The organism is Rhodomicrobium sp. R_RK_3, from assembly GCF_002198715.1.
In the GTDB taxonomy this organism is placed as follows: Bacteria; Pseudomonadota; Alphaproteobacteria; order Rhizobiales; family Rhodomicrobiaceae; genus R-RK-3.
This window is the reverse complement of sequence record NZ_MWLK01000038.1, coordinates 72,844-94,031: the sequence shown is the minus strand read 5'-3', so window position 1 is coordinate 94,031 and position 21,188 is coordinate 72,844. Positions and strand designations below refer to the sequence as shown.

Sequence of the window (21,188 nt, the reverse complement as noted above, 5' to 3'; positions counted from 1 at the left end):
AGTGGAGAGGCGAGTGGGCCCCGGCTCTAACGGCCGGGGCGAAGGAATCGAAGTTTTGCAAAGGTCTTCCATGGGAGCGGGAATTTGGCTGCGGATTGGATCGAGCCGGGGTCGGCCGCGAGGCCGTCGAGGCGCCGTCCAGGAGGTGGCATTTGCCTCTTAAGGCCACCAACAACATTGTCATTTTTTGCGAAGGCGGGGTTCCAGTACCCCGCAGCAACCGCGGCGAGGCAGTGCCGACATACCGAGTTTGTAAATACTGGATTCCCGGCCTCGCGGGGATTTCGGGCTCGTTCGTTTGAACGGATCTCGCGCTGGCCTAGGACGATGCAGTGGGCTCTGCCCCGGCCTCCTTCGCCCCTTCCGGCTTGATACCGAACCACGCCACATAGAGCGCGGGCAGGAACAGCAGCGTCAGGATGGTGCCGACGATGATGCCGCCCATCATCGCATAGGCCATCGGTCCCCAGAAAATCTCGCGCGCGATCGGGATCAGCGCCAAGCTTGCCGCCGCCGCCGTCAAAAGGATCGGGCGCATACGGTGCTCGGTCGCCTCCAGCACGGCCTCCCAGGGCGGGCGGCCCTCCTCGCGCAAATGCTCGATCTGCACGATCAGGATCACCGAATTGCGGATCAGGATGCCGATCAGCGCCAAGACGCCGAGAATGGCGACGAAGCCCAGCGGCGACCCGCTCGGCAGCAGGGCCGCGACGACGCCGATCAGCGCCAGCGGCGCCACCGCGAAAACCAGGAACAGGCGGCTGAAACTCTGCAACTGGATCATCAGCACGGTCGCCATGATGAACAGCATCAGGGGCAGCACGGCGATGATCGGCCCTTGCGCCTTGGCGCTTTCCTCCACGCTGCCGCCGACCGCGACGCCAAAGCCGGCGGGCAGCTTGGCGATGAAGGCGTCCACCTGCGGCTGAAGCTGGCTGACCACCGTCGCGGGCTGGACGGAGTCGAGGATGCTGGCTTTGATGGTGATGGTCGGCAGCCTCGTGCGGCGCCAGATCAGCGGCTGCTCGATGTCATAATGGAAGGTCGCGATGGCGGCGAGCGGGACGGATTGGCCATTCGTGCCCGGCAATTGCAGATTCTGCAGCGTCTCGATGGAACCGCGCTCGGTGGATTTGGCACGGGCGATGACATTGATGAGATAGATGCTGTCACGCACCTGGGTCACCGCCGTGCCGTCGACGATGCCGTTCAGCGCCGTGGCGATGTCCTCGGAGGTGACGCCGAGCTGGCGCGCCTTGTCCTGCAGCACGTCGACCTTGACGACGCGGGCCGGCTCCATCCAGTCGAAGGTCAGGTCGCCCAGATGCGGGTTCTTGCCGACGATGCCCGCCAGTTGCTGGGCGAGCGTCCGCACGGTCGGCACATCGGGGCCGCTGACGCGGTATTGCACCGGACGGCCGACCGGCGGTCCGATGTCGAGCAGATGCACGAAGGCGTCGGTGCCGACGAAGGTTTTGGTCAGATAGTCCTGCAACTGCCAGCGCACCTTGTCGCGCACGGCGAGGTCCTTGGTGACGATGACGACCTGGCCGAAGGTGACGTCGGCGGGCTGCACGTCGAAGGAGAGCACGAAGCGTGGCGCGCCCCGGCCGACATAGGTCGACCAATGGTCGATATCCGGATTGCCCGCCAGCGCCTCGCGCTCGAACCGCTCCATCTGCGCGTTGGTCTCGGCGATGGAGCTGCTCTGCGGCAGGTTCCAGTCGACGATCAGCTCGGTGCGGTCGGAGGCGGGGAAGAATTGCTGCTGCACGAAGCCCATGCCGACCAGCGACAGGGCAAAGGCGGCGAGCGTCACCCCGATGGTGATCCAGCGCCAGCGCATGCAGACGCCGAGCAGCCAGGCGAAAGCGGCACCGAAACGGCCCTTCTGCTCGCCGTGATGCTTCAGCGCTTCGGGCAGGATGGTGACGCCGAGCAGCGGCGTGAACAGCACCGCGACGACCCAGGAGACGATCAGCGACACGGCGATGACGACGAACAGGGTGAAGGTGAACTCACCCGCCGCGCTGTTATTGAGACCGATCGGCACGAAGCCGGCGACGGTGACGAGCGTGCCGGTCAGCATCGGAAAGGCGGTCGAGGTGTAGACATAGGTCGCCGCCTTGTGCAGCGTGTCGCCGACCTCGAGCCGGGCGACCATCATCTCGACCGCGATCATGGCGTCATCGACCAAGAGGCCGAGCGCGATGATGAGCGCGCCGAGCGAGATGCGCTGCAGGGAGATGTCGAGATAGGCCATCACCAGGAAGGTGATGGCCAGCACCAGCGGGATCGAAATGGCGACGACGAGCCCGGCCCGCAGGCCGAGGCTGATGAAGCTGATGGCGAGGACGATGGCGACCGCCTCGAACAGCGCCCTGGTGAACTCGCCCACGGCATGTTCGACGATCAGCGGTTGGTCGGAGACGAGGTGCACGCCGATGCCGATGGGCAGATCGCTGACCAGCCGGTCCATCTCGGCCTTCAGCGCGTCGCCGAATTCGAGCAGGTTGGCGCCGGGCTTCATGCCGATGGCGAGGCCGATGGCGGGCTGGCCCTTGAAGCGGAACAAGGCGGTCGGCGGATCGGCATAGCCGCGCGTGATGGTGGCGACGTCGGTCAGCGGGAAGAAGCGGTCGTTGATCCGGAGATTGATCGCCCGGAGGCTTTCCTCCGACGTGAACTGGCCGCCGACGCGGATGCTGATCCGCTCCGGCCCCGCCTGCAATTCGCCCGAGGGGGTGACGGCGTTCTGGGCACGCAGGGTCGCGAGGATGGCGGAGATGTCGAGGCCGAGCGCGGCGATCTGGCGGGTGGAGAATTCCAGGAAGATCACCTCGTCCTGCGCGCCGATAATGTCGACACGGCCGACATTGCGCACGGTCAGCACCCGCGCCCGCACATCCTCGATGCGGTCGCGCAATTGCCGCTGGGTCAGCCCGTCGCCGGTGAAGGCGTAGATATTGCCGTAGACGTCGCCGAAGCGGTCGTTGAAGAACGGCCCCTGGACGCCGGCCGGGAACTGGCTGGAAATATCCTGGATCATATTGCGAATGCGCACCCAGGTCGGCTGCACGTCGCGCGCCTTGGTGGTCGGCAGCAGATTGACGAAAATGATGGTCTGCCCGCTGGTCGTGATGCTGCGGGTGTAATCGAGCGATTCCAGCTCCTCCAGCTTCTTCTCGATGCGGTCGGTGACCTGCCGCGTGGTCTCCTCGGCGGAGGCGCCGGGCCATTGCGCCTGGATCACCATGGTCTTGATGGTGAAATCGGGGTCTTCCTGGCGCCCGAGGCTGAAATAGGAGGCGAGGCCCGCGATCAGGAACACCGCCATGAAATACCAGACCAGCGAGCGGTGGCTGAGCGCCCATTCCGACAGGTTGAAACCGTTCACCGGAGATCTCCCTGATCGATCTTGACGGTCTCGCCGTCGGTCAGGCTGTGCACGCCGGCCGTCACCACGCGGTCGCCGGGCTCAACGCCCGACAGGATAGTGACGAGCGGCGGCGTCACGGCTCCGAGGCGCACTTCGCGCGGCGAGACGGCATGGGTCTTGGGATCGACGATCCAGACAAAACTCTTGCCGTCCTTGTCGAGGATGGCCGATTGCGGCAGGCGCAGGGTCGGCGCGGCGTCAGTGGTGGCGCTGGCCGTCACCGTGGTGCCGATGCGGAAGACGGCGGGCGGGTTCTGCAGCGTGATCTTGACCCGGCGCGTGCGGGTGATGGCGTCGGCCTGCGGGGCGATCTCGCGCACCTTGCCCGGCACCCTGATCGCGGGATCGAGCTGGAAGGCGACTTCGAAAGGCATGCCGATCTTGATGGGGCCGACCAGCGCGTCCGGTACGTCGATGACGGCCTCGCGCACTTCCGGCCGGGCGACCGTCACCACCGGCTGGCCGGGCGAGACCACCTGCCCGATCTCCGCCGGGGTCGCGGTGACGACGCCGTCGAAATCGGAGGCGAGCTGGGCATAGCCGAGCTGTTCGCGCGCTTTGGTCAGATTGGCCTGGGCGCGCACGACGTTCGATTGCGCGGCGGCGAGCGCCTGCTGCGCCGCCTCGTAGGTCGCCTTGGAGGTGACGTTGGTCTCGAGCAATTGCCGCTGCCGGTCCTCGGTGCCGAAGGCGTTGACGAGCTGCGCCTGGGCGTTCGACAGGTCCGCGACCGCCGCGCGCACCGCCAATTCCAGCGCGGTCGGATCGATGGCGGCGAGCACCTGCCCTTTCTTGACGAGGTCGGCGACGTCGACGGGGCGGGCGATGATGCGGCCGAGCACGCGGAAGGAGAGGTCGGTCTTGAATTGCGGCTCGATGGTACCGGCGAGGGTGAGGCTGCGGCGCGGCTCCGGCGCGACGACGACCGAATAGACCGGGCGCACCGGATCGGGCGGCGCTTTCGCCGTGTCCTTGCAGGCGGACAGGGCGATTAGGCCGGCGACGACCGGCAGCATGGCGGCGGCGCGCTTCATTGACGGGCCTCGCTGACGATGGCGACGGTCTGGCCGGGCCGCAGCAGCTTGCCGCCATCGACGACGACCAGATCGCCGGTCTTCAGCCCGCTGCGCACGACGAAGGCGTTGGACTGATAGGCCTCGATCTCGACCGTCTGCAGGCTGACGGTCTTGGTGGCGGGATCGACCAGCCAGACCGCCGGGCGGCCGGCATCGGCGGTGAGCGCGCTCCAGGGCACGATGAAGGAGGGCTGCGGCTTCGAGCGCCCGACGCCGGTCACCGCGCTGCCGAGCGTCATCGCCGGGGGCGGCGAGTCGAGGCCGATCTTGACCCGCACCGTGCCGGTCTTGGTGTCGACGGTCGGCGCAATCTCGCGGACCTGTCCGATGGTCTTCACGGCCGGATCGCCGACAAGGCTCAACTCGATGCCGCCGCTCGAAGGCTGCCGCGAAAAAATCGATTCATGCACGGCGAAGACGGCGTCGCGCGGCCCGTCCTCGGCGAGGGTGAAGGCTGGCTGCGCCGCCTGCGCCACCTGCCCGACTTCGATATTGCGCGCCGTGATGATGCCGGGCGCGCCCGCCCGCAGCACCGTGTAGGAGAGCAGCTCCTTGGCCGTCTCGGCCTGGGCCTTGGCGGAGGCGAGCGTGCCCTCGGCGGTGCGCAGGGCGGCTTCCGCCTGATCGTAGGTGGGGCGGGTGGTGTAGCCGCGCTGGATGAGGCCCTGCTGCCGCTCGAAGGCCGCTTTGGCCTGCGCCAATTGCGCCTCCGCCGCCGTCACCGCCGCATTGGCGGCTTCCAGGTCCGCCTCCTGCTCGCGCGGCTCGAGCTTGGCCAGCACCTGATCGGCGGTGACATGATCGCCGACATCGACCAGCCGCTCGCTGACCCGGCCGCTGATCCGGAAGGCCAGGTCGGTCTGGATGCGCGCCCGGATTTCGCCCGTCAGCGAAACCACCGGCGCGTATTCCTGCAGCTTGACCTCCTCGACGCGGACCGGGCGCGGCTGCGCCACCGGCCGGCCGTCGCCGTCGTCACAAGCCGAAATGCTCAGCGCGAGGAGGCAGAGACCGCCCCAGCGCAAGCCGTTCATCATCGCGCACCACCCGTTCAGCCGAGAGGCAGATCGCCCAGGATCACTACTTACCGCAAAATGGTTAGCGGCGCTCGGGGGGTTCGGGTCGATTCTCGGCTTTTTAGGTGAATTTTCCGTCGAAACGGTGCGCAGGCACGAAAAACAAAACGCGACCGCGGCAGGGCCGGCGGTCGCGTCGAATGCGGTCGGCGAGCGGTGGAGCTTATTTCAGCTCGTCGTCAAAACCGCCAAGCTGATAGTTCAGGCCGACCGTCACGGCATCGACCGTCAAATCGGTCTCGACGGTTCCGGACAATTCGGAGGCGCATCTGCCACCGCCGCAATCAAATCCCACTGTGTCCTTATAATCATAGGACTGGCTGCCGAAATCGAAATGCTGGTACTCCAGCTTCAGCGATAGCGCCTGCGTCAGTTTGTATTCTGCGCCGACGCCAATGGTCCAACCCAGCATCGTATCGCTGTCGTCGAAGTCGAATTTGGATGTTTGCCTCGAACCACCGCAGGTACGGATCGTACTGCAGTTTTGCCCCTCATAATGCCGTTCGAAATCGGCATTCAGAAACGCCGCGCCGCCCTTGACGTAGAGCAGCGAATTTTCGGTGGCATAGCCAAGGCGAGCGGTCAGGTCACCGTAGAAGCCGCCGGACAGCGAATAATTGCCCGTGATATCACGGTCGCGTTCATATTTTGACGTGCCTTTAGTGGGGTTCGGCAAGTCAAACGTCTCGTCGCCGGACAGGTTCATCCAGCCGAGATCGCCCTCAACGCCGTAGACGAAATTGCCGCGTTGAAAATTGTATCCAAGCTGCACGCCCGCCAGAACGCCGGTGGTGTCAAAGCTGTTATTGCCGGTCGGATCGGCCTTGTAGATAAACGTATCCGTGACGTCGCTATTGCCCCAGCCGCCGCCGACATGGGCACCAATGTGAAGGCCCGCCCAGAGCGGCGACAGCTCGTAATTCGGCTGCGGCTCAGGCGTATCTTTCAGCGACAGATCGGCCGCAGACGCGAACCCGGACACCCCAAAGCACGCCGCAAACGCGGCGGCAAACGCAACTTTGCGCATACAGAACTCCCCCCAAGCCGGGCCCCGATACCCAACACGACGACGCACCCCTCGCGCGCCATCGCCCCATGAGGCCATTACATACGAGTTTAAAGACAGGCGGAACCTCGCCCCTTGAACAAAGACTATTTCTTAACGGCCTGTGGGTGGACGCCGGGTTGTCACATCGGCGGGGACGTGATCGCCGCCGCCTAAGCGCTTATCACGACAATGCATTTTGCATTTCCCGCCCGACCCATGCTGCGACAGCGACGCACAACGTTCTTCTTTGAATTTGAGCGCAACGCATAGTAGCCTCTCCCCTCAGCCACACATCATCCAGCTAGGCGCCGCAGATCCTTCACCACGCACAAGGACCGACGATGACCCTTCACGCCAAGACGATCGCACTCACTGCTGCTTTCGCCGCCTTTGCCGCGACCGCGGCGCCGGCCAAGGATCTGACCATCGGCCTGTCCGCCGAGGCGTCATCGATCGATCCGCATTTTCACCAGCTCACCCCCAACAATCAGATCCGGCAGAACATCTTTGAATCGCTGGTGGCGCAGGACGAGCAGCAGAAATTGAAGCCGAGCCTCGCCACCAAATGGGAAGCGGTGGACGATACGAACTGGCGCTTCACGCTGCGCGAGGGCGTAAAGTTCTCCAACGGCGCCGATTTCACCGCCCGCGACATGATCTATTCGGTCTGCCGCGTGCCGCTGGTCAAGGACAGCCCGTCGCCGTTCACCAGCTATACCCGCATCATCGCCGCCATGACGGCGGAGAGCGATCATTCGCTGCTCATCAAAACCGTCTCGCCCGATCCGCTCTTCCCGGTCGAGATGAGCCAGATCGCCATCCTCTCCGCCGCGGTGAACGGCGTCACCGGCCCCGTCACCTTCAAGCCGGAAGGTTGCGACAATATCGGCACGCCGCCGCAATCCGCCGACTTCAACAAGCCTGAAGTCGCGGTCGGCACCGGCCCCTACAAGCTCGTCAGCTATACGCGCGGCGACCGCATCGTGCTGGAGCCCAATCCGGGCTATTGGGGCGAAAAGCCGGTCTGGACCAAGGTCACGCTGCGCCCCATCACCAGCGACGCGCCGCGCGTGGCCGCCTTGCTCGCGGGCGACGTCGACATGATCGAGAACCCGCCGGTGCAGGATATCGAGCGCATCCGCAAGGCCGGGCTGACCGTCGCCCAGGGCCTGTCGAATCGCCTCATCTATCTGCATATGGACCAGGAAGGCGACGCCCCGAACGTCATCGCGCCGGGCGGCAAGAACCCGCTGCTCGATGCGCGCGTGCGCGCCGCCATGTCCAAGGCCATCAACCGCAAGGGCATCGTCGAGCGCATCATGGGCGGCATGGCGCAGGCGGCGGGCGAGCTGCTGCCGGCGCCGATGTTCGGCACGCTCGGCCGCGAGCCGGAAGCCTACGATCCCGACGGCGCCAAGAAGCTGATGGTCGAGGCCGGCTATCCCGACGGCTTCGAGATCACGCTCGGCACGCCGAACGACCGCTATGTCAATGACGAGAAGATCGCGCAGGCCGTGGCGCAGATGCTGGCGCGCATCAATATCAAGGTGAAGGTCGACACCTCGACCGCCAGCCAGTTCTTCACCCGGCGCAACAAGCAGGAATATCCCTTCTACCTTTCCGGCTGGAGCGCCTCGACGGGCGACACCTCCTCGCCGCTGGTGACGCTGGTCGCGACCTTCGACAAAGCCACCGGCCGCGGCGGCACCAATGCCGGGCGCTATTCCAATCCCAAGATGGACGCGCTGCTGAGCCAGGCCCTCAGCACCATCGACGACGATAAGCGCGCCGACCTGCTGCGTCAGGCGCAGACCGTGGTCCTCGACGATCACGGCATCCTGCCGCTGCATTTCGAGGTGACGGCCTGGGCCTTCAAGAAGGATATCGACTATAAGCCGCGCACGGATCAGTATACGCTGGCCTTCGCCGTGAAAGAGGCGGGCGGCGCGGCGAAATAGGGCGAGCGGCCCGGAGGCGCGCCATGCTGGTCTATATGCTCCGCCGCTTGGGACAGAGCGTTCTCGCTATCGTGGCGATGGCCGTCATCGTTTTCGTCGGCGTCTATGCCCTCGGCAATCCCGTCGACATCCTGATCAGTCCGGAAGCGACGCAGCTCGACATGGAGGCCGCCGTCCAGCGCCTCGGCCTCGACAAGCCGCTCTGGGAGCAGTTCACGATCTATGTCGGCAATGTGCTGCATGGCGATCTCGGCAAATCCTTCGTCTACGGCACGCCGGCGCTGACGCTGATCCTGCAGCGGCTTCCGGCGACGCTGGAACTGGCCTTCGTGGCGCTGGCGCTGTCGGTGCTGTTCGGGGTGCCGCTCGGCGTCATAGCCGGGTTGAAGCCCGACACGGCGGCGGGCCGGTCGATCATGGCGGGCTCGATCCTGGGCTTCTCGCTGCCCAATTTCTGGCAGGGCATGATGCTGATCCTGGTCTTCGCCGTCATTCTCGGCTGGCTGCCGGCGGGCGGGCGCGGGACGATGGTCAGCGTGCTCGGCGTCGAGCTCAGCGTCTTCACCGCCGACGGCCTCGCCCACCTGATCCTGCCGGCGCTTAATCTGGCGCTGTTCAAGATGTCGCTGGTGATCCGGCTCGCGCGGGCCGCGACGCGGGAAGTGGCGCTGCAGGACTACGTCAAATTCGCCCGCGCCAAGGGCCTGTCCGAGCGGCGCATCGTGCTGATGCACATCCTGAAAACCATCATGATCCCGATCACCACCATCCTCGGACTGGAACTTGCCTCGATGATCGCCTTCGGCATCGTCACCGAGACCGTCTTCTCCTGGCCCGGCATGGGCAAGCTCTTGATCGACTCGATCAACCTGCTCGACCGCCCCGTGATCGTCGCCTACCTGATGCTGACGGTGTTCCTGATCGTGATGATCAACCTCGTCGTCGACATCCTCTATGCGGTGCTCGATCCGCGCATCAGCCTCAAGGACATGACGGCATGAGCGACACCGCCCTCGAAACCGTCACGCTGGAGGAAGCGGTCCTCGATGCCAAGCCGCGCGGCTCGCTGCGGGAGGTGCTGACTGCCCTGTTCGAGGACCGGCTGGCTTTCGTCGGCCTGATCCTGGTGTTGCTGACCGCCTTCGCCGCGCTCGCCGCGCCCTGGATCGCGCCGCAGAACCCTTACGACCTCGCCGGGCTCGACATTCTCGACGGCGGCCTCGCGCCGGGCGCCGAAAGCCCCTCCGGCAAGGTCTACTGGCTCGGCACCGACGAGCAGGGCCGCGACATGCTCTCCGCCATTCTTTACGGGCTGCGCATCAGCCTCTACGTCGCGGGCCTTGCAACGCTGATCGCACTGGCGATCGGCATGGCGATGGGCATCATCGCCGCCTATTTCGGCCGCATCACCGAAACCATCATCATGCGCGTCGTCGATCTCCAGCTCGGCTTCCCGTCGATCCTGATCGCGCTGATCCTGCTGGCCGTGCTCGGGCGCGGCGTCGACAAGGTCATCATGGCGCTGGTCTTGTCGCAATGGGCCTATTATGCGCGCGTCGTGCGCGCCTCGGCGTTGGTCGAGAACCGCAAGGACTATATCGCCGCCGCGCAGTGCCTCGCCCTTTCGCACCGCCGGATCATGGCGCGGCACCTGCTGCCCAATTGCCTGCCGCCGCTGATCGTGGTCGCGACCGTCCAGATCGCCCATGCGATTTCGCTGGAGGCGACGCTCTCCTTCCTCGGCGTCGGCGTGCCGATCACCGAACCCTCGCTCGGCCTGCTGATCTCCAACGGCTACGACTATCTGCTGTCGGGCCGCTACTGGGTCGCGGTGTTCCCCGGCATGGCGCTGCTGCTCATCATCGTCGGCGTCAACCTCGTCGGCGACCGGCTGCGCGACGTCCTCAATCCACGGCTGCAACGATGACCGCGCCCCTGCTCCAGGTCGAGAACCTGGCCACGCATTTCTTCACCCGCAACGGCGTCGCCAAGGCCGTCGACGATGTCAGCTTCACCCTCTCGCGCGGCGAGATTCTCGGCCTCGTCGGTGAATCGGGCTCCGGCAAGTCGGTCACCGGCTTCTCGATCCTGCGTCTGGTCGATGCGCCTGGCCGCATCGTCTCGGGCCGCATCCTGCTGAACGGCGAGGATCTGGCGAGCCTCGATGCCGAACATCTGCGCGCCATCCGCGGCAAGCGCATCGCGATGATCTTCCAGGACCCGATGATGACGCTGAACCCGGTGCTGCGCATCGACACCCAGATGATCGAGGCGGTGCAGGCGCATACCAGCCTGTCGCGCTCGGCGGCGCTGGAGCGCTGCCGCGAGGTGCTGGCCATGGTCGGCATCGCCTCGCCGGACGAGCGGCTGGCGAGCTATCCGCATCATTTCTCCGGCGGCATGCGCCAGCGCGTCGCCATCGCCATCGCCTTCCTGCACGAGCCCGACCTCATCATCGCCGACGAGCCGACCACCGCGCTCGACGTCACCATCCAGGCGCAAATCCTCGCCGAAGTGCAAAAGCTCTGCGCCGGCACCGGCACCGCCCTGATCTGGATCAGCCACGACCTCGCCGTCGTCTCGGCGCTGGCCGACCGCATCGCGGTGATGTATGCCGGCCGCATCGTCGAGCAGGGCCGGACCGCCGCGCTGATCGAGGCGCCGCTCCATCCCTATACGCGCGGCCTGATCGACAGCGTGCCGAGCCGCAACAAGCGCGGCGTGCCGCTGCGGCAGATCGCCGGCATGGCGCCGTCCATCCTCAACCTGCCCAAGGGCTGCGCCTTCCGCCCCCGCTGCGCGCGCGGCGACGGCGCTTGCCTGACGCCGCCGCAGGCCGCCGAGCACCGCCCCGGCCAGTGGGCGCGCTGCTTCCACCCGCATCTCGCCGAAATCCGCTCGGAGGTGCCCGCGTGACGCCGATCATCGACATTGCCGGCGTCTCGAAACGCTTCGTGCGCGAACTCGACACCGCCGAACGCATCGCCAAGGCGCTCGGCGCGGGCATCGAAAAGCAGACCGTGCATGCGGTCGAGCAGGTGGACCTCACCATCAAGCCGCGCGAAGTGCTCGGCCTCGTCGGCGAATCCGGCTGCGGGAAATCGACGCTCGGCCGCATGGTCGCCGGGCTGATGACGCCGACCGAAGGCGCCATCCGCTTCCGAGGCGACGATATGGCGGCGCTGAAGGGCAAGGCCGCGCGCGAGGCCGCGCTGAAAGTGCAGATGATCTTCCAGGACCCGATGTCCTCGCTCAATCCCCGGATGCGCGTCGAGACCATCGTCGGCGAGGCGCCGCAGGTACACGGCCTCGTCAGCCGGCGCCAGCGCGGCGCCTATGTCGAGGAGATGCTGCACCGCGTCGGCCTCGACCCGGCCATGCGCCGCCGCTATCCGCATCAATTCTCCGGCGGCCAGCGCCAGCGCATCGGCATCGCCCGCGCCCTGGCGGTCAGGCCCGATTTCCTCGTCTGCGACGAGGCGGTGGCCGCGCTCGATGTGTCGATCCAGGCGCAGGTCCTCAACCTGTTCATGCGCCTGCGCGAGGCTTACGACCTCACCTATCTCTTCATCAGCCACGATCTCGGCGTCGTCGAGCACATTTCCGACCGCGTCGCCATCATGTATCTCGGCCGCATCGTCGAGGAGGGCGCGACCGAGGCGATTTTCACCGGCGCAAACCATCCCTATACGCAGGCGCTGCTCTCCGAGCGTCCGGTGATCTCGACGGCCAAGCGCCGCTTCACCACCATCGAGGGCGAGATCCCCTCGCCGATGAAGCCGCCGCCCGGCTGCCATTTCCACCCGCGCTGCCCGCACGCCTTCGCGCGCTGCCGCATCGAGCGCCCCGCCCTGAAGCAGATCGCGCCCGGCCGCAAATCCGCCTGCCATCTGAACGACGCGGCCTGATGCATGAGCGCGGCCCGACCTCTCGTTATCGTTTCCATCCAAATTTCTGGCGTTTCCTTCCTCGTCGTCCCAGACGGCCATCAGGTCAAGCCGAGACCCCATTGGCCGATCCGCAATTCGCGGCGACGCGGAGGGAAAGCCCCCCTCGAACAGGAACTCGGGCCTCCCGAAGGCAAAGCAGATGGATACTCCGCATCTTTTTAACTTACTCTCGAGCTTTTCGGACGATGCGCCATGGTTGAAGCCCTTAGTCCCCCAGCTTCTGGACGGGCATTTCCAACGAATTTCCCAACCATCCGGCGGCAAATACGAAAGCTTCGCATTAAGAGCAGAGTTGATGATCCGGGTGGCACATGCCCGAGATGCAGGCATCGCAGTTCTTGGTAGCGAAGATCTACTATCGCATCTATCTTCAATTTCCCCAGAAACTGAGATTAAAAACTTTGCTTTTTCTAAAAAAGACACTCTACTTGTAATATACTTAGATGTCTCTGACAAAATTGTTGGAGTAATATTTGTTAGAAAATAATAAGCTGCGTTACGTAGATCTGTGATGAATGTAGGGAAAGGGTCAAATTCGTGGCGAGCAAAGGTTGGAATTGTGGGTAGGGGCACTTACCGCCTCACCCACGCGCGCTAACCGCGCCATTGATCCGTCAGCATAAGAGGTGCATGCCATGAAGAATACCGAGCAAATCTGGGATCTGGTCGACGCCAAGCGGCAAGGCTTTCTCGACCTCAGCGACCGCGTCTGGGGGATGCCGGAAATCGCCTATACCGAGTTCAAGTCGGTCGCCGAGCACACCGCCATGCTCAAGGAGCAAGGCTTTGAGGTCACGGAAAACTATTGCGGCATCCCGACCGCCGTCATGGGCGAGGCCGGCTCCGGCGGCCCGGTGATCGCCATCCTCGGCGAATATGACGCTCTGCCCGGCCTCAGCCAGGAGGCCAATATCGCCGAGCACCGCCCGCTGCCCGGCAACGGCAACGGCCATGGCTGCGGCCACAACATGCTCGGCTCGGCCGCGCTGCTCGCCGCCACCGCGCTGAAGGACTATCTCGCCGCCACCGGCCAGCCCGGCCGCGTGCGCTATTACGGCTGCCCGGCCGAAGAGGGCGGCGCGGCGAAGGCCTTCATGGTGCGCGAAGGCGCCTTCAAGGATGTCGACATCGCCATCACCTGGCACCCCGCCGCCATGACCAAGGTCGACGAGGCGCTGTCGCTTGCAAATACGCGCATGGATTTCACCTTCACCGGCCGCGCCTCGCACGCCGCCGCCGCGCCGCATCTCGGCCGCAGCGCGCTCGACGCGGTCGAGCTGATGAATGTCGGCGTCAACTATCTGCGCGAGCACGTCCCCGCCGACAGCCGCATCCATTACGCCATGATCGATGCCGGCGGCGTCGCGCCGAACGTGGTGCAGGCCAAGGCGACCGTGCGCTATGCCGTGCGCTCGCGCGATGTCGTCGGCATGCGTGCGCTGAACGAGCGGGTGCGCGACGTCGCCCGGGGCGCGGCGCTGATGACCGGCACGCAGGTCGAGATCAAGGTGCTGAGCGCGGTTTCGAACCTGCTCGGCAACACGCCGCTCGAGGAGGCCATGTATCAGAATCTGATGCGCCTCGGCCCGGTGCCCTTCGACGCCGCCGACCGCGAGTTTGCCGCCAAGATCCGCGCGACGCTGAGCGAGCAGGACATCGAGGCCTCCTACCTGCGTGCGGGCGTACCGCAGACGAGCGACACGCCGCTCTGCGATCTCGTCGTGCCGCTCGAGGTGAAGGGCGAGCCGATGATCGGCTCGACCGATGTCGGTGATGTGAGCTGGGTGGTGCCGACCGTGCAGGCGCGCGTCGCCACGCACGCCATCGGCACGCCGGGCCATTCCTGGCAGATCACCGCCCAGGGCAAGGCCGGCGCCGCGCATAAGGGGCTGATTTACGCGGCCAAGGCGATGGCGGGCGTGGCGGTCGATGCGCTCGCCGACCCGGAGCTGATCGCCCGCAGCAAGGCCGATCTGGCCAAGCGCACCGCGCGCCACCCGTATGTCTCGCCGATCCCCGCCGAGGTGCAGCCCCCGCTGCAGCCGCGTCCCGCAGCGGCGTAGGGGAAGGTTATTGAGGTGGACGAACTGCGCCGCGCCGCAGCCCAACCCTCTCCAAGGGGAGAGGGTGGCGTGCGTCAGCACGCCGGGTGAGGGGTTGGTGCCTCTCGGCTGACTCACGAACCCCTCACCCCCGCCCTCTCCCAAGGGAGAGGGAGTCCGGCTACGGATGGTGGAGGGCTGCGCGCATATCCGTGTCAGCGGGTCGGTTTAGACCGATCCGCTGCCAAGTGCCGTCTCCCTTTGGAGAACTTTACAATCTTAACTCCGTCGCCCCGGCCGTCAGAGCCGGGGCCTACTCGCCTCGCCGCAAGCACGGTGCCATCGGTTCCGCCAATGGGTCCCGGTTCGGCCTGAAGGCCGCCCGGGACGACGGGAGTAGTGGTCCGTGTGGACGCAAATGTCTCCATGGGGAGAAGGCAAGGATGCGGCGATCCAGGCACCAGGCCAGACGCCAGGCAAGACAGCGGATGCGCTGGAGCGGCATGGGATCGGGTCCGCCCGCCACCCCAAGACGAAATCCCCGCGAAGGCGGGGATCCAGTACGCCGCAGCGTAAATGCTTGGGCAGAAAGCCAATTTCGAGTTTGTGAATACTGGATCCCCGCCTTCGCGGGGATTTCGAGAAACCGGGTCCCGCCTAATCTCACCAACCTCGAGAGCGGGATTGGCTGTGATGGCATCTGCCGCCGCCATTGGGTTGCGTTGTCATTCCCGCGCAGGCGGGAATCCAGCATCCTTGAGGTGCCGCCGTGGGCGCGGCTGGATTCCCGCCTTCGCGGGAATGACAAAAGGGGACGGAGTCGCGCCTGACGTTTCCAGCTCATGATCCTGCCATAGCGCGCCGCTGTCCTTGCACTTGAGCCGCAGGCCCCATCGCCACTGCGGCCCTTTCGCGGGCATCGCTCGTCCGCCCCTTGCATTTACCTGCATATGCAGCTACCTTCCGGCCCATGTCGGAAGATGCCGAATTCCTCGCGCCCCGTGACTCGACCTGCACATGCCTGCGCATCCGCAAGGCGTCGCGGCTGGTGTCTCAGATCTACGACCAGTTTCTCGAGCCGCACGGCCTGACCATCACTCAATATGGCCTGCTCGCCCATCTGGCCTGGCTCGACGGCATTACCATCGGCGCGCTGGCCGAGCGGCTGATCATGGACCCGACCACGCTGACCCGCAATCTGCGCCCGCTGGAGCGCGACGGCTTCGTCACCCATGAGGCGGACCCGCGCGATCGCCGCGCCCGCCGGCTCAAGCTCACCGAGAGCGGCCGCGAGCGGCTGGCCAAGGCCAAGCCGGCCTGGCTCGCTGCCCAGCGCCATGTCGAACGGGCCATCGGCTCGGACAGATCGCCGTCCGTCAATGCCGCGCTCGACCATGTGCTCCAGCGCCTGTCGCAATGACCGGTTCCGCCAAATAGCTGCATATACAGGAAAATTTTATCAACTTAGGGACGCCGCGATGCCGACCACAAGCTCAAGACCCGCATTGCCGCTCTGGCTGCTCATTCTGATCGTCGGCGTGATCGTCGGCGTCTCGATGGGCCGCGCACAATCGATGGGCCTCTATCTCGGCCCCGTCACTATGGCGCTGCAGATCGGCCGCGAGCCGTTCGGGCTGGCCATGGCGCTGGCGCAATTGATGATGGGCATCGGCGCGCCGCTGTCGGGCGGGCTGATCGACAAGTTCGGCGCCGGCCGCATCATCGTGTTCTGCCTGCTCTGCGCCATTGGCGGCCTCGGCCTGATGTACGGCGCGACCTCGCCGATGCAGCTCTACGCCAGCGGCATCCTGATGGGCATCGGCGTCAGCGGTACCGGGGTGACGGCGCTGGTCGGCACCATCGGGCGGCTCGCCCCGCCGGAAAAGCGCCTCAGCGCGATCGCCTCCATCGGCATGGCGGCGGGCATCGGCGGCTTCATCGCGCTGCCGGTCATGCATCTGCTGATCGAATATGCCGGCTGGCAGGGCAGCCTGTTATGGCTGATGGCGATCACCGCCCTGCTGATCCCGCTCGCCTGGCCGCTCGGCGGCAAGCCGGCCGCACCCGCCCCCGGCATCCGCCGGCAAACCCTGCGCGAAGCCCTCGTCGAGGCTTTCTCCTTTCCCAGCTACTGGCTGCTGACGGCGGGCTTCTTCGTCTGCGGCTTCCATGTCGCTTTCATCATGGTGCATCTCCCCGCCTTCACCGTCGACCAGGGCCTGCCGACCTGGGTCGGGCCCTATGCGCTCTCCGCCGTCGGCATCGCCAATATCGTCGGCACCTTCATCGCCGGACAGTCGGGCCGCTTCATCGACAAGCGCCGCGCGCTCAGCGTGATCTATTTCGGCCGCGCGGTGATTTTTCTCGGCTTCCTCTACCTGCCGATCACGCCCGCCAGCGTCATCATCCTGTGCGCGCTGCTCGGCCTCCTGTGGCTCGCCACCATCCCGCTGACCAGCGGCCTCGTCGCCACCTTCTTCGGCACGGCCTGGATGTCGATGCTGTTCGGCTTCGTCTTCCTGTCGCATCAGGTCGGGGCCTTCATCGGAGTTTGGCTCGGCGGCAGGGTCTTCGACCTGACGCATTCCTACAATTTGATGTGGTGGATCTCCATCGGCCTCGGCGTCGCCGCCGGCCTGCTGAACTGGCCGATCCAGGAGCGCGCCGTGGTGCGGTCCGCTCCACCTGAAGCCGCCGCGATCGGCGCCGGAGGCGGCGAATGACCGTCCATCTCACCACCGCGCCCGCGCCCTTGCGGGTGCTGGCGCCGAGCCCGCTGCTGAGTTCGCCGATCGCGGCGACGCTGATGCGGCTCGCCTGGCCGAACATGATCGCGATGCTGGCGACGGCCCTCGTCGCGGTGGCGGAGACCTCCTATGTCGGGCTGCTCGGCACGCCGCCGCTCGCCGCCATCGCGCTGGTGTTTCCGATGGTGATGCTGCAGCAGATGCTGTCGGCGGGCTCGATGGGCGGCGGCGTCTCCTCGGCGGTGAGCCGGGCGCTCGGCGCGGGCGACGAAAGGCGGGCCCAGGCGCTGGCGCTGCACGCCGTCGTCATCGCGGTTGCGGCGGCGCTGCTGTTCAGCGCGATCTTTCTCGTCTTTGGCCCGTCCATCTACGGCCTGCTCGGTGGCACCGGCCCGGTGCTGGGCGAAGCGCTGCTCTATTCCAACATCTATTTCACCGGCCTCGCCGGCGTCTGGCTGGCCAACACGCTCGCCTCGGTCGTGCGCGGCTCGGGCGACATGAAGACCCCTTCGGCGATCCTGCTCGGCGCCGCGCTGCTGCAGATCGGGCTGAGCGGCGGGTTGGGGCTGGGCCTCGGGCCGCTGCCGCGCCTCGGCATGGCGGGCGTGGCGCTCGGCGCGGTGATCGCCTTCGCCGTCGCCACGCTGGTGCTCTTCGCCTATCTGCGGACGGGCAGATCCCGCGTGCGCCTCGTATTCTCGCCGAGCCTTTTGCATGGCGAGATGTTCCGCGACATCCTGAAGGTCGGCGGCCTCTCCTGCCTGTCGCCGCTGCAGACGGTGCTCGTCGTGCTGATCCTGACCCGCATCGTGGCGCAGTTTGGCCAGGAGGCGCTGGCCGGCTACGGCATCGGCGCGCGGCTCGAATTCCTGCTGATCCCGGTCACCTTCGCCATCGGCGTCGCCTCGCTGCCGCTGGTCGGCATGGCCATCGGCGCGGGCAATATCGCCCGGGCGCGCCGCGTCGCCTGGACCGGCGGCGGCCTGTCGGCGCTGGTGCTCGGCGTCGTCGGGATGGTGGTTTGGCTCTTCCCCGAGCTATGGGCCGGGCTGTTCACCAAGAACCCGCATATCCTCGCCTCGGCGCGCGCCTATTTCGCCTGGGCGGCGCCCGGCTATGCCTTTCTCGGCTTCGGCCTCGCCCTCTATTTCGCCGCGCAAGGCGCGGGCAAGGTGCTCGGCCCGGTGCTCGCCGGAACCGCGCGGCTCGCCATCGTCGCCATTGGCGGCTGGTGGCTCACCGGCTGGGGCGCGCCGGACTGGGCGATGTTCGCGCTGATCGCCGTCGGCATGGTCGCCTACGGCGTGCTGACGGCCTTGTCGGTGGCGCTGGTGCCCTGGGGCGAGCGGCGCTGAAATACGAAAGGCCGCCCCGGATGGGACGGCCTTTCCATTGTCGGCCACTTGAGCGGCGCGAACTACGCGCGGCCAGTCTCCACGGGAGAGGTCTGGCTCACACGATGCGCCCTAAGTGACGCTGGACAATGAGACATTTGACCACCTCCTTTCAAATTGTTAGCGATGTCCACAAAGGTGGGGCATCGGCCGGCTTTCGTCAACCCGCTTGTTGCCATTATCGTGCCGGCCGGGCCGGCACGGCGTGCCCGGCCCAATCGTCGAACCGGATCGAGCCGATGCGCGCGCCCTCGCCGGGCGTCAGCGACCGGTCGTCCAGCTCGAGGCCGTAATAACGGGCATGGGCATCCGGGATAACTTCGCGCGGGTCGTCGGTCGCTCTCAGATAGCGCGCGACAAGCTCGCTCAGGGGCATCCGCTCGGGGCCGGCGATCTCGATGATGCCGCCCACCGGCGCGCCGAGGATGGCGTCGGTCATCGCGTCGGCGACGTCATCGGAGGCGATGGGCTGAATATGGGCGGATGGCAGGCGAACCGTTTGCCCCTCCGTCGCGGACTGGGCGATGGGTCCGACGAATTCGAAGAATTGCGTCGAGTGAACTATCGTATAGGGAATGCCCGAGGCCTCGATCAGCCTCTCCTGCGCCTTCTTCGCGCGGAAATAGCCGCTCGCCTGCAGCCGGTCGGTGCCGACCACCGACAGCGCGACGTGATGGGCGACGCCCGCTTCCTTCTCGGCGGCGAGCAGGTTCCGCCCGGAGGTCTCGAAGAAATCCATCGCCGGCTTGTCCTCGAAGGAGGGCGAGTTCGCCAGATCGACGACGATCCGCGCGCCCGCCACCGCCTCGGCCACGCCTTCGCCGGTCAGCGTGTTGACGCCCGAACTCGGCGAGGCGGCGACGACCTCATGGCCCTTGGCGCGCAGCCGGGCGACCACCTTGCTTCCGATGAGGCCGCTGCCTCCGATGACGACGATTTTCATGTCCGCCCTCCATATGGGGATGGGGCCGGATCTCACGGCGAGCCTCACCGCCCGGTCCGGCCTATGCGCCCGATAGGATTTTCAGTGCGGCAAGGCTAGGCGCGAACAGCACCGCGACGCCTCTATATCGGATGAAATTGGTTAACGGCGCGGCGAAGGGCGGCCCGGCATTCGCCGGGGCGTGCATGGCGGTATTGGCGTTCGGGTCCGGGCGCGTGCCGAGCAGCGCGTCCTGCCGGCGCCGCCCGTCCGGGATCGAGCGGAAGGCGTCGCTGAAGTCGGTGAGCTGCATCCAGCGCAGGATGGTGTAGAACTGCTCATTGACCCGCCCGCAGAAAAACAGCCCGACAAGGCCGCGATCTTGCCCGTCATCCTGCGCGGAGGCGAGCGGCGCTCCATAGGAGAAGCCCCGCCGGATCAGGCGCGGCGAGCCGCCCGGAAAGCGGACCCGGTTGGCGAATTTCAGCGGCTGGTCGCGCGGATAGACGACGCGGATATGCGCCGTGAGCGGGCATTTCACGCCAAGCGGATCGTCCGCATAGCCGAATTCATTGTCGGCGACCGTCTCGGCGGGCTGGCCGCCGGGGTGGAGGCTGAGCGGCGAGCCGTCGCGCCAGCGGCCCATCAGCTTCGCCGCGAGCCATTCCTGCGGGTCCGCCCCGCCGGCCGCGCTCTCGGCCTCCGCCGCATGATCGCGCAAAAATCCGTTGAAGCCGGCGACGTCCTGATAGAGCCAGGTCAGGCAGCCATAGCTGCCCTCGCGGGCAAAATCCTGCCAGGGGCCGGGCGCGCGCGGCGCCGTCGGATAGTCGGCATTGGGGTAGCCGGCGATGAATTCGCGCAGGTTCACCCCGCCCGCCATCCCGGCATCGGCCCAGTCGACGGCCGGCTCCGAAAGGCCGTCGCGGTAGCCGAAATGCAGGCGGCCCTTGGGCGGCCGGTAGCCCGCCAGCGCCTCGCCGGGAAAGGCCGTCACCGGCAATTCCTCCAGACGGCAGCGCCGCGCCGACGCCCGCAGGCGCTCGACCTCGCCCGTCCTGTGCGCATCGCTCTCGAAGCAGCCATAGACGGCGATGTCGATATCGCCCGACTTGAAGCCGCCGCCCCACCAGCCCTCCGGCGCGCTGTCTCCGTGAAAGCCGAGCTGCCGGGCCATGGCAAGGCTGTCCGCCGAATGCGAGGCATCGACGAAGAACGACTCAAACTCCACCCGGCCACGCGCGACGTCGAGCAAGGGATGCCCGGCAAGCAGGCGCTCCATCCCTTTCCAGCCGAAGAGGAAATGCAGCGCGCCCTCTCCCGCGACCTCGGGCGCCATGCCGCCGGGCGCCGACGGCGTCCACTGCCGCAGGAAGGCGCGCGCCGCCATGGGGTCGCCGATGCGGAACAGCAGCACGGCGAAAAACTCCCGCGCCGAGCGCCGTGCGACGATGGCCTGGACATTGGAGAGATCTGCCAAGGGGTCACCTCGATGGACATGGTCGGCCGGCGCCAGCCGAAGGCCGCGCGGCGCGG

General features: G+C 66.4%; 16 protein-coding genes. 10 read left to right on the top strand and 6 right to left on the bottom strand.

The features are described 5' to 3' along the window. Positions 1-319 precede the first annotated feature (319 nt). From BLEFHOIH_RS25115 to BLEFHOIH_RS25100, 4 genes are all read right to left on the bottom strand, one after another. Complete coding sequence (locus BLEFHOIH_RS25115; RefSeq protein WP_088348804.1) at positions 320-3,397, bottom strand: efflux RND transporter permease subunit; 3,078 nt, start codon at positions 3,395-3,397, stop codon at positions 320-322. Beyond that, the gene (locus tag BLEFHOIH_RS25110) at positions 3,394-4,473 is read right to left on the bottom strand and encodes an efflux RND transporter periplasmic adaptor subunit (protein WP_088348803.1); all 1,080 of its coding nucleotides are present in this window, start codon (positions 4,471-4,473) and stop codon (positions 3,394-3,396) included. The genes BLEFHOIH_RS25115 and BLEFHOIH_RS25110 overlap by 4 nt, the downstream gene beginning before the upstream one ends. After that, on the bottom strand, positions 4,470-5,552 hold the full coding sequence (locus tag BLEFHOIH_RS25105) for an efflux RND transporter periplasmic adaptor subunit (protein ID WP_088348802.1): 1,083 nt from the start codon (positions 5,550-5,552) through the stop codon (positions 4,470-4,472). The genes BLEFHOIH_RS25110 and BLEFHOIH_RS25105 overlap by 4 nt, the downstream gene beginning before the upstream one ends. A gap of 202 nt (positions 5,553-5,754) precedes the next feature. Beyond that, on the bottom strand, positions 5,755-6,618 hold the full coding sequence (locus BLEFHOIH_RS25100) for an outer membrane beta-barrel protein (RefSeq protein ID WP_170937372.1): 864 nt from the start codon (positions 6,616-6,618) through the stop codon (positions 5,755-5,757). A gap of 362 nt (positions 6,619-6,980) precedes the next feature. On the opposite strand from BLEFHOIH_RS25100, the gene BLEFHOIH_RS25095 reads away from it, so the two are divergent. The 10 genes from BLEFHOIH_RS25095 (at position 6,981) to BLEFHOIH_RS25055 (ending at position 18,691) form a co-directional block, all read left to right on the top strand. Next, on the top strand, positions 6,981-8,597 hold the full coding sequence (locus BLEFHOIH_RS25095; protein WP_088348800.1) for an ABC transporter substrate-binding protein: 1,617 nt from the start codon (positions 6,981-6,983) through the stop codon (positions 8,595-8,597). A gap of 23 nt (positions 8,598-8,620) precedes the next feature. Further along, positions 8,621-9,598 carry an ABC transporter permease gene (locus tag BLEFHOIH_RS25090; RefSeq protein ID WP_088348799.1) on the top strand — a complete coding sequence of 326 codons (978 nt, stop codon included), beginning with the start codon at positions 8,621-8,623 and terminating at the stop codon, positions 9,596-9,598. After that, positions 9,595-10,524: an ABC transporter permease gene (locus BLEFHOIH_RS25085; RefSeq protein ID WP_088348798.1), complete on the top strand. Its 930-nt coding sequence runs from the start codon at positions 9,595-9,597 to the stop codon at positions 10,522-10,524. The genes BLEFHOIH_RS25090 and BLEFHOIH_RS25085 overlap by 4 nt, the downstream gene beginning before the upstream one ends. Continuing rightward, the gene (locus BLEFHOIH_RS25080; RefSeq protein ID WP_088348797.1) at positions 10,521-11,513 is read left to right on the top strand and encodes an ABC transporter ATP-binding protein; all 993 of its coding nucleotides are present in this window, start codon (positions 10,521-10,523) and stop codon (positions 11,511-11,513) included. The genes BLEFHOIH_RS25085 and BLEFHOIH_RS25080 overlap by 4 nt, the downstream gene beginning before the upstream one ends. After that, positions 11,510-12,505 carry an oligopeptide/dipeptide ABC transporter ATP-binding protein gene (locus BLEFHOIH_RS25075; RefSeq protein ID WP_210191716.1) on the top strand — a complete coding sequence of 332 codons (996 nt, stop codon included), beginning with the start codon at positions 11,510-11,512 and terminating at the stop codon, positions 12,503-12,505. Before BLEFHOIH_RS25080 ends, BLEFHOIH_RS25075 begins: the two co-directional genes overlap by 4 nt. A gap of 181 nt (positions 12,506-12,686) precedes the next feature. After that, positions 12,687-13,034, top strand: coding sequence for a hypothetical protein (locus BLEFHOIH_RS26460; RefSeq protein WP_125461887.1), 348 nt, complete (start codon positions 12,687-12,689; stop codon positions 13,032-13,034). A gap of 148 nt (positions 13,035-13,182) precedes the next feature. Further along, positions 13,183-14,610: a M20 family metallopeptidase gene (locus BLEFHOIH_RS25070; protein ID WP_088348795.1), complete on the top strand. Its 1,428-nt coding sequence runs from the start codon at positions 13,183-13,185 to the stop codon at positions 14,608-14,610. 949 nt (positions 14,611-15,559) lie between these two features. Beyond that, a complete protein-coding gene (locus BLEFHOIH_RS25065; protein ID WP_088348794.1) occupies positions 15,560-16,009 on the top strand; it encodes a MarR family winged helix-turn-helix transcriptional regulator in 450 nt (149 codons plus the stop codon). Positions 16,010-16,067: 58 nt separating this feature from the next. Beyond that, positions 16,068-17,312, top strand: coding sequence for an MFS transporter (locus BLEFHOIH_RS25060; RefSeq protein ID WP_170937371.1), 1,245 nt, complete (start codon positions 16,068-16,070; stop codon positions 17,310-17,312). Next, positions 17,309-18,691 (top strand): MATE family efflux transporter, encoded by a 1,383-nt coding sequence (locus BLEFHOIH_RS25055; protein WP_088348792.1) that lies wholly within the window; start codon positions 17,309-17,311, stop codon positions 18,689-18,691. Before BLEFHOIH_RS25060 ends, BLEFHOIH_RS25055 begins: the two co-directional genes overlap by 4 nt. A gap of 217 nt (positions 18,692-18,908) precedes the next feature. On the opposite strand, the gene BLEFHOIH_RS25050 is transcribed toward BLEFHOIH_RS25055, so the two are convergent. Both BLEFHOIH_RS25050 and BLEFHOIH_RS25045 read right to left on the bottom strand, forming a co-directional pair. Continuing rightward, positions 18,909-19,673 carry an SDR family oxidoreductase gene (locus BLEFHOIH_RS25050; RefSeq protein WP_088348791.1) on the bottom strand — a complete coding sequence of 255 codons (765 nt, stop codon included), beginning with the start codon at positions 19,671-19,673 and terminating at the stop codon, positions 18,909-18,911. 61 nt (positions 19,674-19,734) lie between these two features. After that, entirely contained in the window at positions 19,735-21,132 is a 1,398-nt protein-coding gene (locus BLEFHOIH_RS25045; protein WP_088348790.1) for a hypothetical protein, read from the bottom strand. Positions 21,133-21,188 lie beyond the last annotated feature (56 nt).

Excerpts from the sequence above, each read along its gene's own strand:
- BLEFHOIH_RS25100 (WP_170937372.1), bottom strand. The coding sequence starts at position 6,618 with ATGCGCAAAGTTGCGTTTGCCGCCGCGTTTGCGGCGTGCTTTGGGGTG.
- BLEFHOIH_RS25060 (WP_170937371.1), top strand. The coding sequence starts at position 16,068 with ATGCCGACCACAAGCTCAAGACCCGCATTGCCGCTCTGGCTGCTCATT.
- BLEFHOIH_RS25090 (WP_088348799.1), top strand. The coding sequence starts at position 8,621 with ATGCTGGTCTATATGCTCCGCCGCTTGGGACAGAGCGTTCTCGCTATC.
- BLEFHOIH_RS25070 (WP_088348795.1), top strand. The coding sequence starts at position 13,183 with ATGAAGAATACCGAGCAAATCTGGGATCTGGTCGACGCCAAGCGGCAA.
- BLEFHOIH_RS25065 (WP_088348794.1), top strand. The coding sequence starts at position 15,560 with ATGTCGGAAGATGCCGAATTCCTCGCGCCCCGTGACTCGACCTGCACA.
- BLEFHOIH_RS26460 (WP_125461887.1), top strand. The coding sequence starts at position 12,687 with ATGGATACTCCGCATCTTTTTAACTTACTCTCGAGCTTTTCGGACGAT.
- BLEFHOIH_RS25110 (WP_088348803.1), bottom strand. The coding sequence starts at position 4,473 with ATGAAGCGCGCCGCCGCCATGCTGCCGGTCGTCGCCGGCCTAATCGCC.
- BLEFHOIH_RS25055 (WP_088348792.1), top strand. The coding sequence starts at position 17,309 with ATGACCGTCCATCTCACCACCGCGCCCGCGCCCTTGCGGGTGCTGGCG.
- BLEFHOIH_RS25095 (WP_088348800.1), top strand. The coding sequence starts at position 6,981 with ATGACCCTTCACGCCAAGACGATCGCACTCACTGCTGCTTTCGCCGCC.
- BLEFHOIH_RS25105 (WP_088348802.1), bottom strand. The coding sequence starts at position 5,552 with ATGATGAACGGCTTGCGCTGGGGCGGTCTCTGCCTCCTCGCGCTGAGC.
- BLEFHOIH_RS25080 (WP_088348797.1), top strand. The coding sequence starts at position 10,521 with ATGACCGCGCCCCTGCTCCAGGTCGAGAACCTGGCCACGCATTTCTTC.
- BLEFHOIH_RS25085 (WP_088348798.1), top strand. The coding sequence starts at position 9,595 with ATGAGCGACACCGCCCTCGAAACCGTCACGCTGGAGGAAGCGGTCCTC.
- BLEFHOIH_RS25050 (WP_088348791.1), bottom strand. The coding sequence starts at position 19,673 with ATGAAAATCGTCGTCATCGGAGGCAGCGGCCTCATCGGAAGCAAGGTG.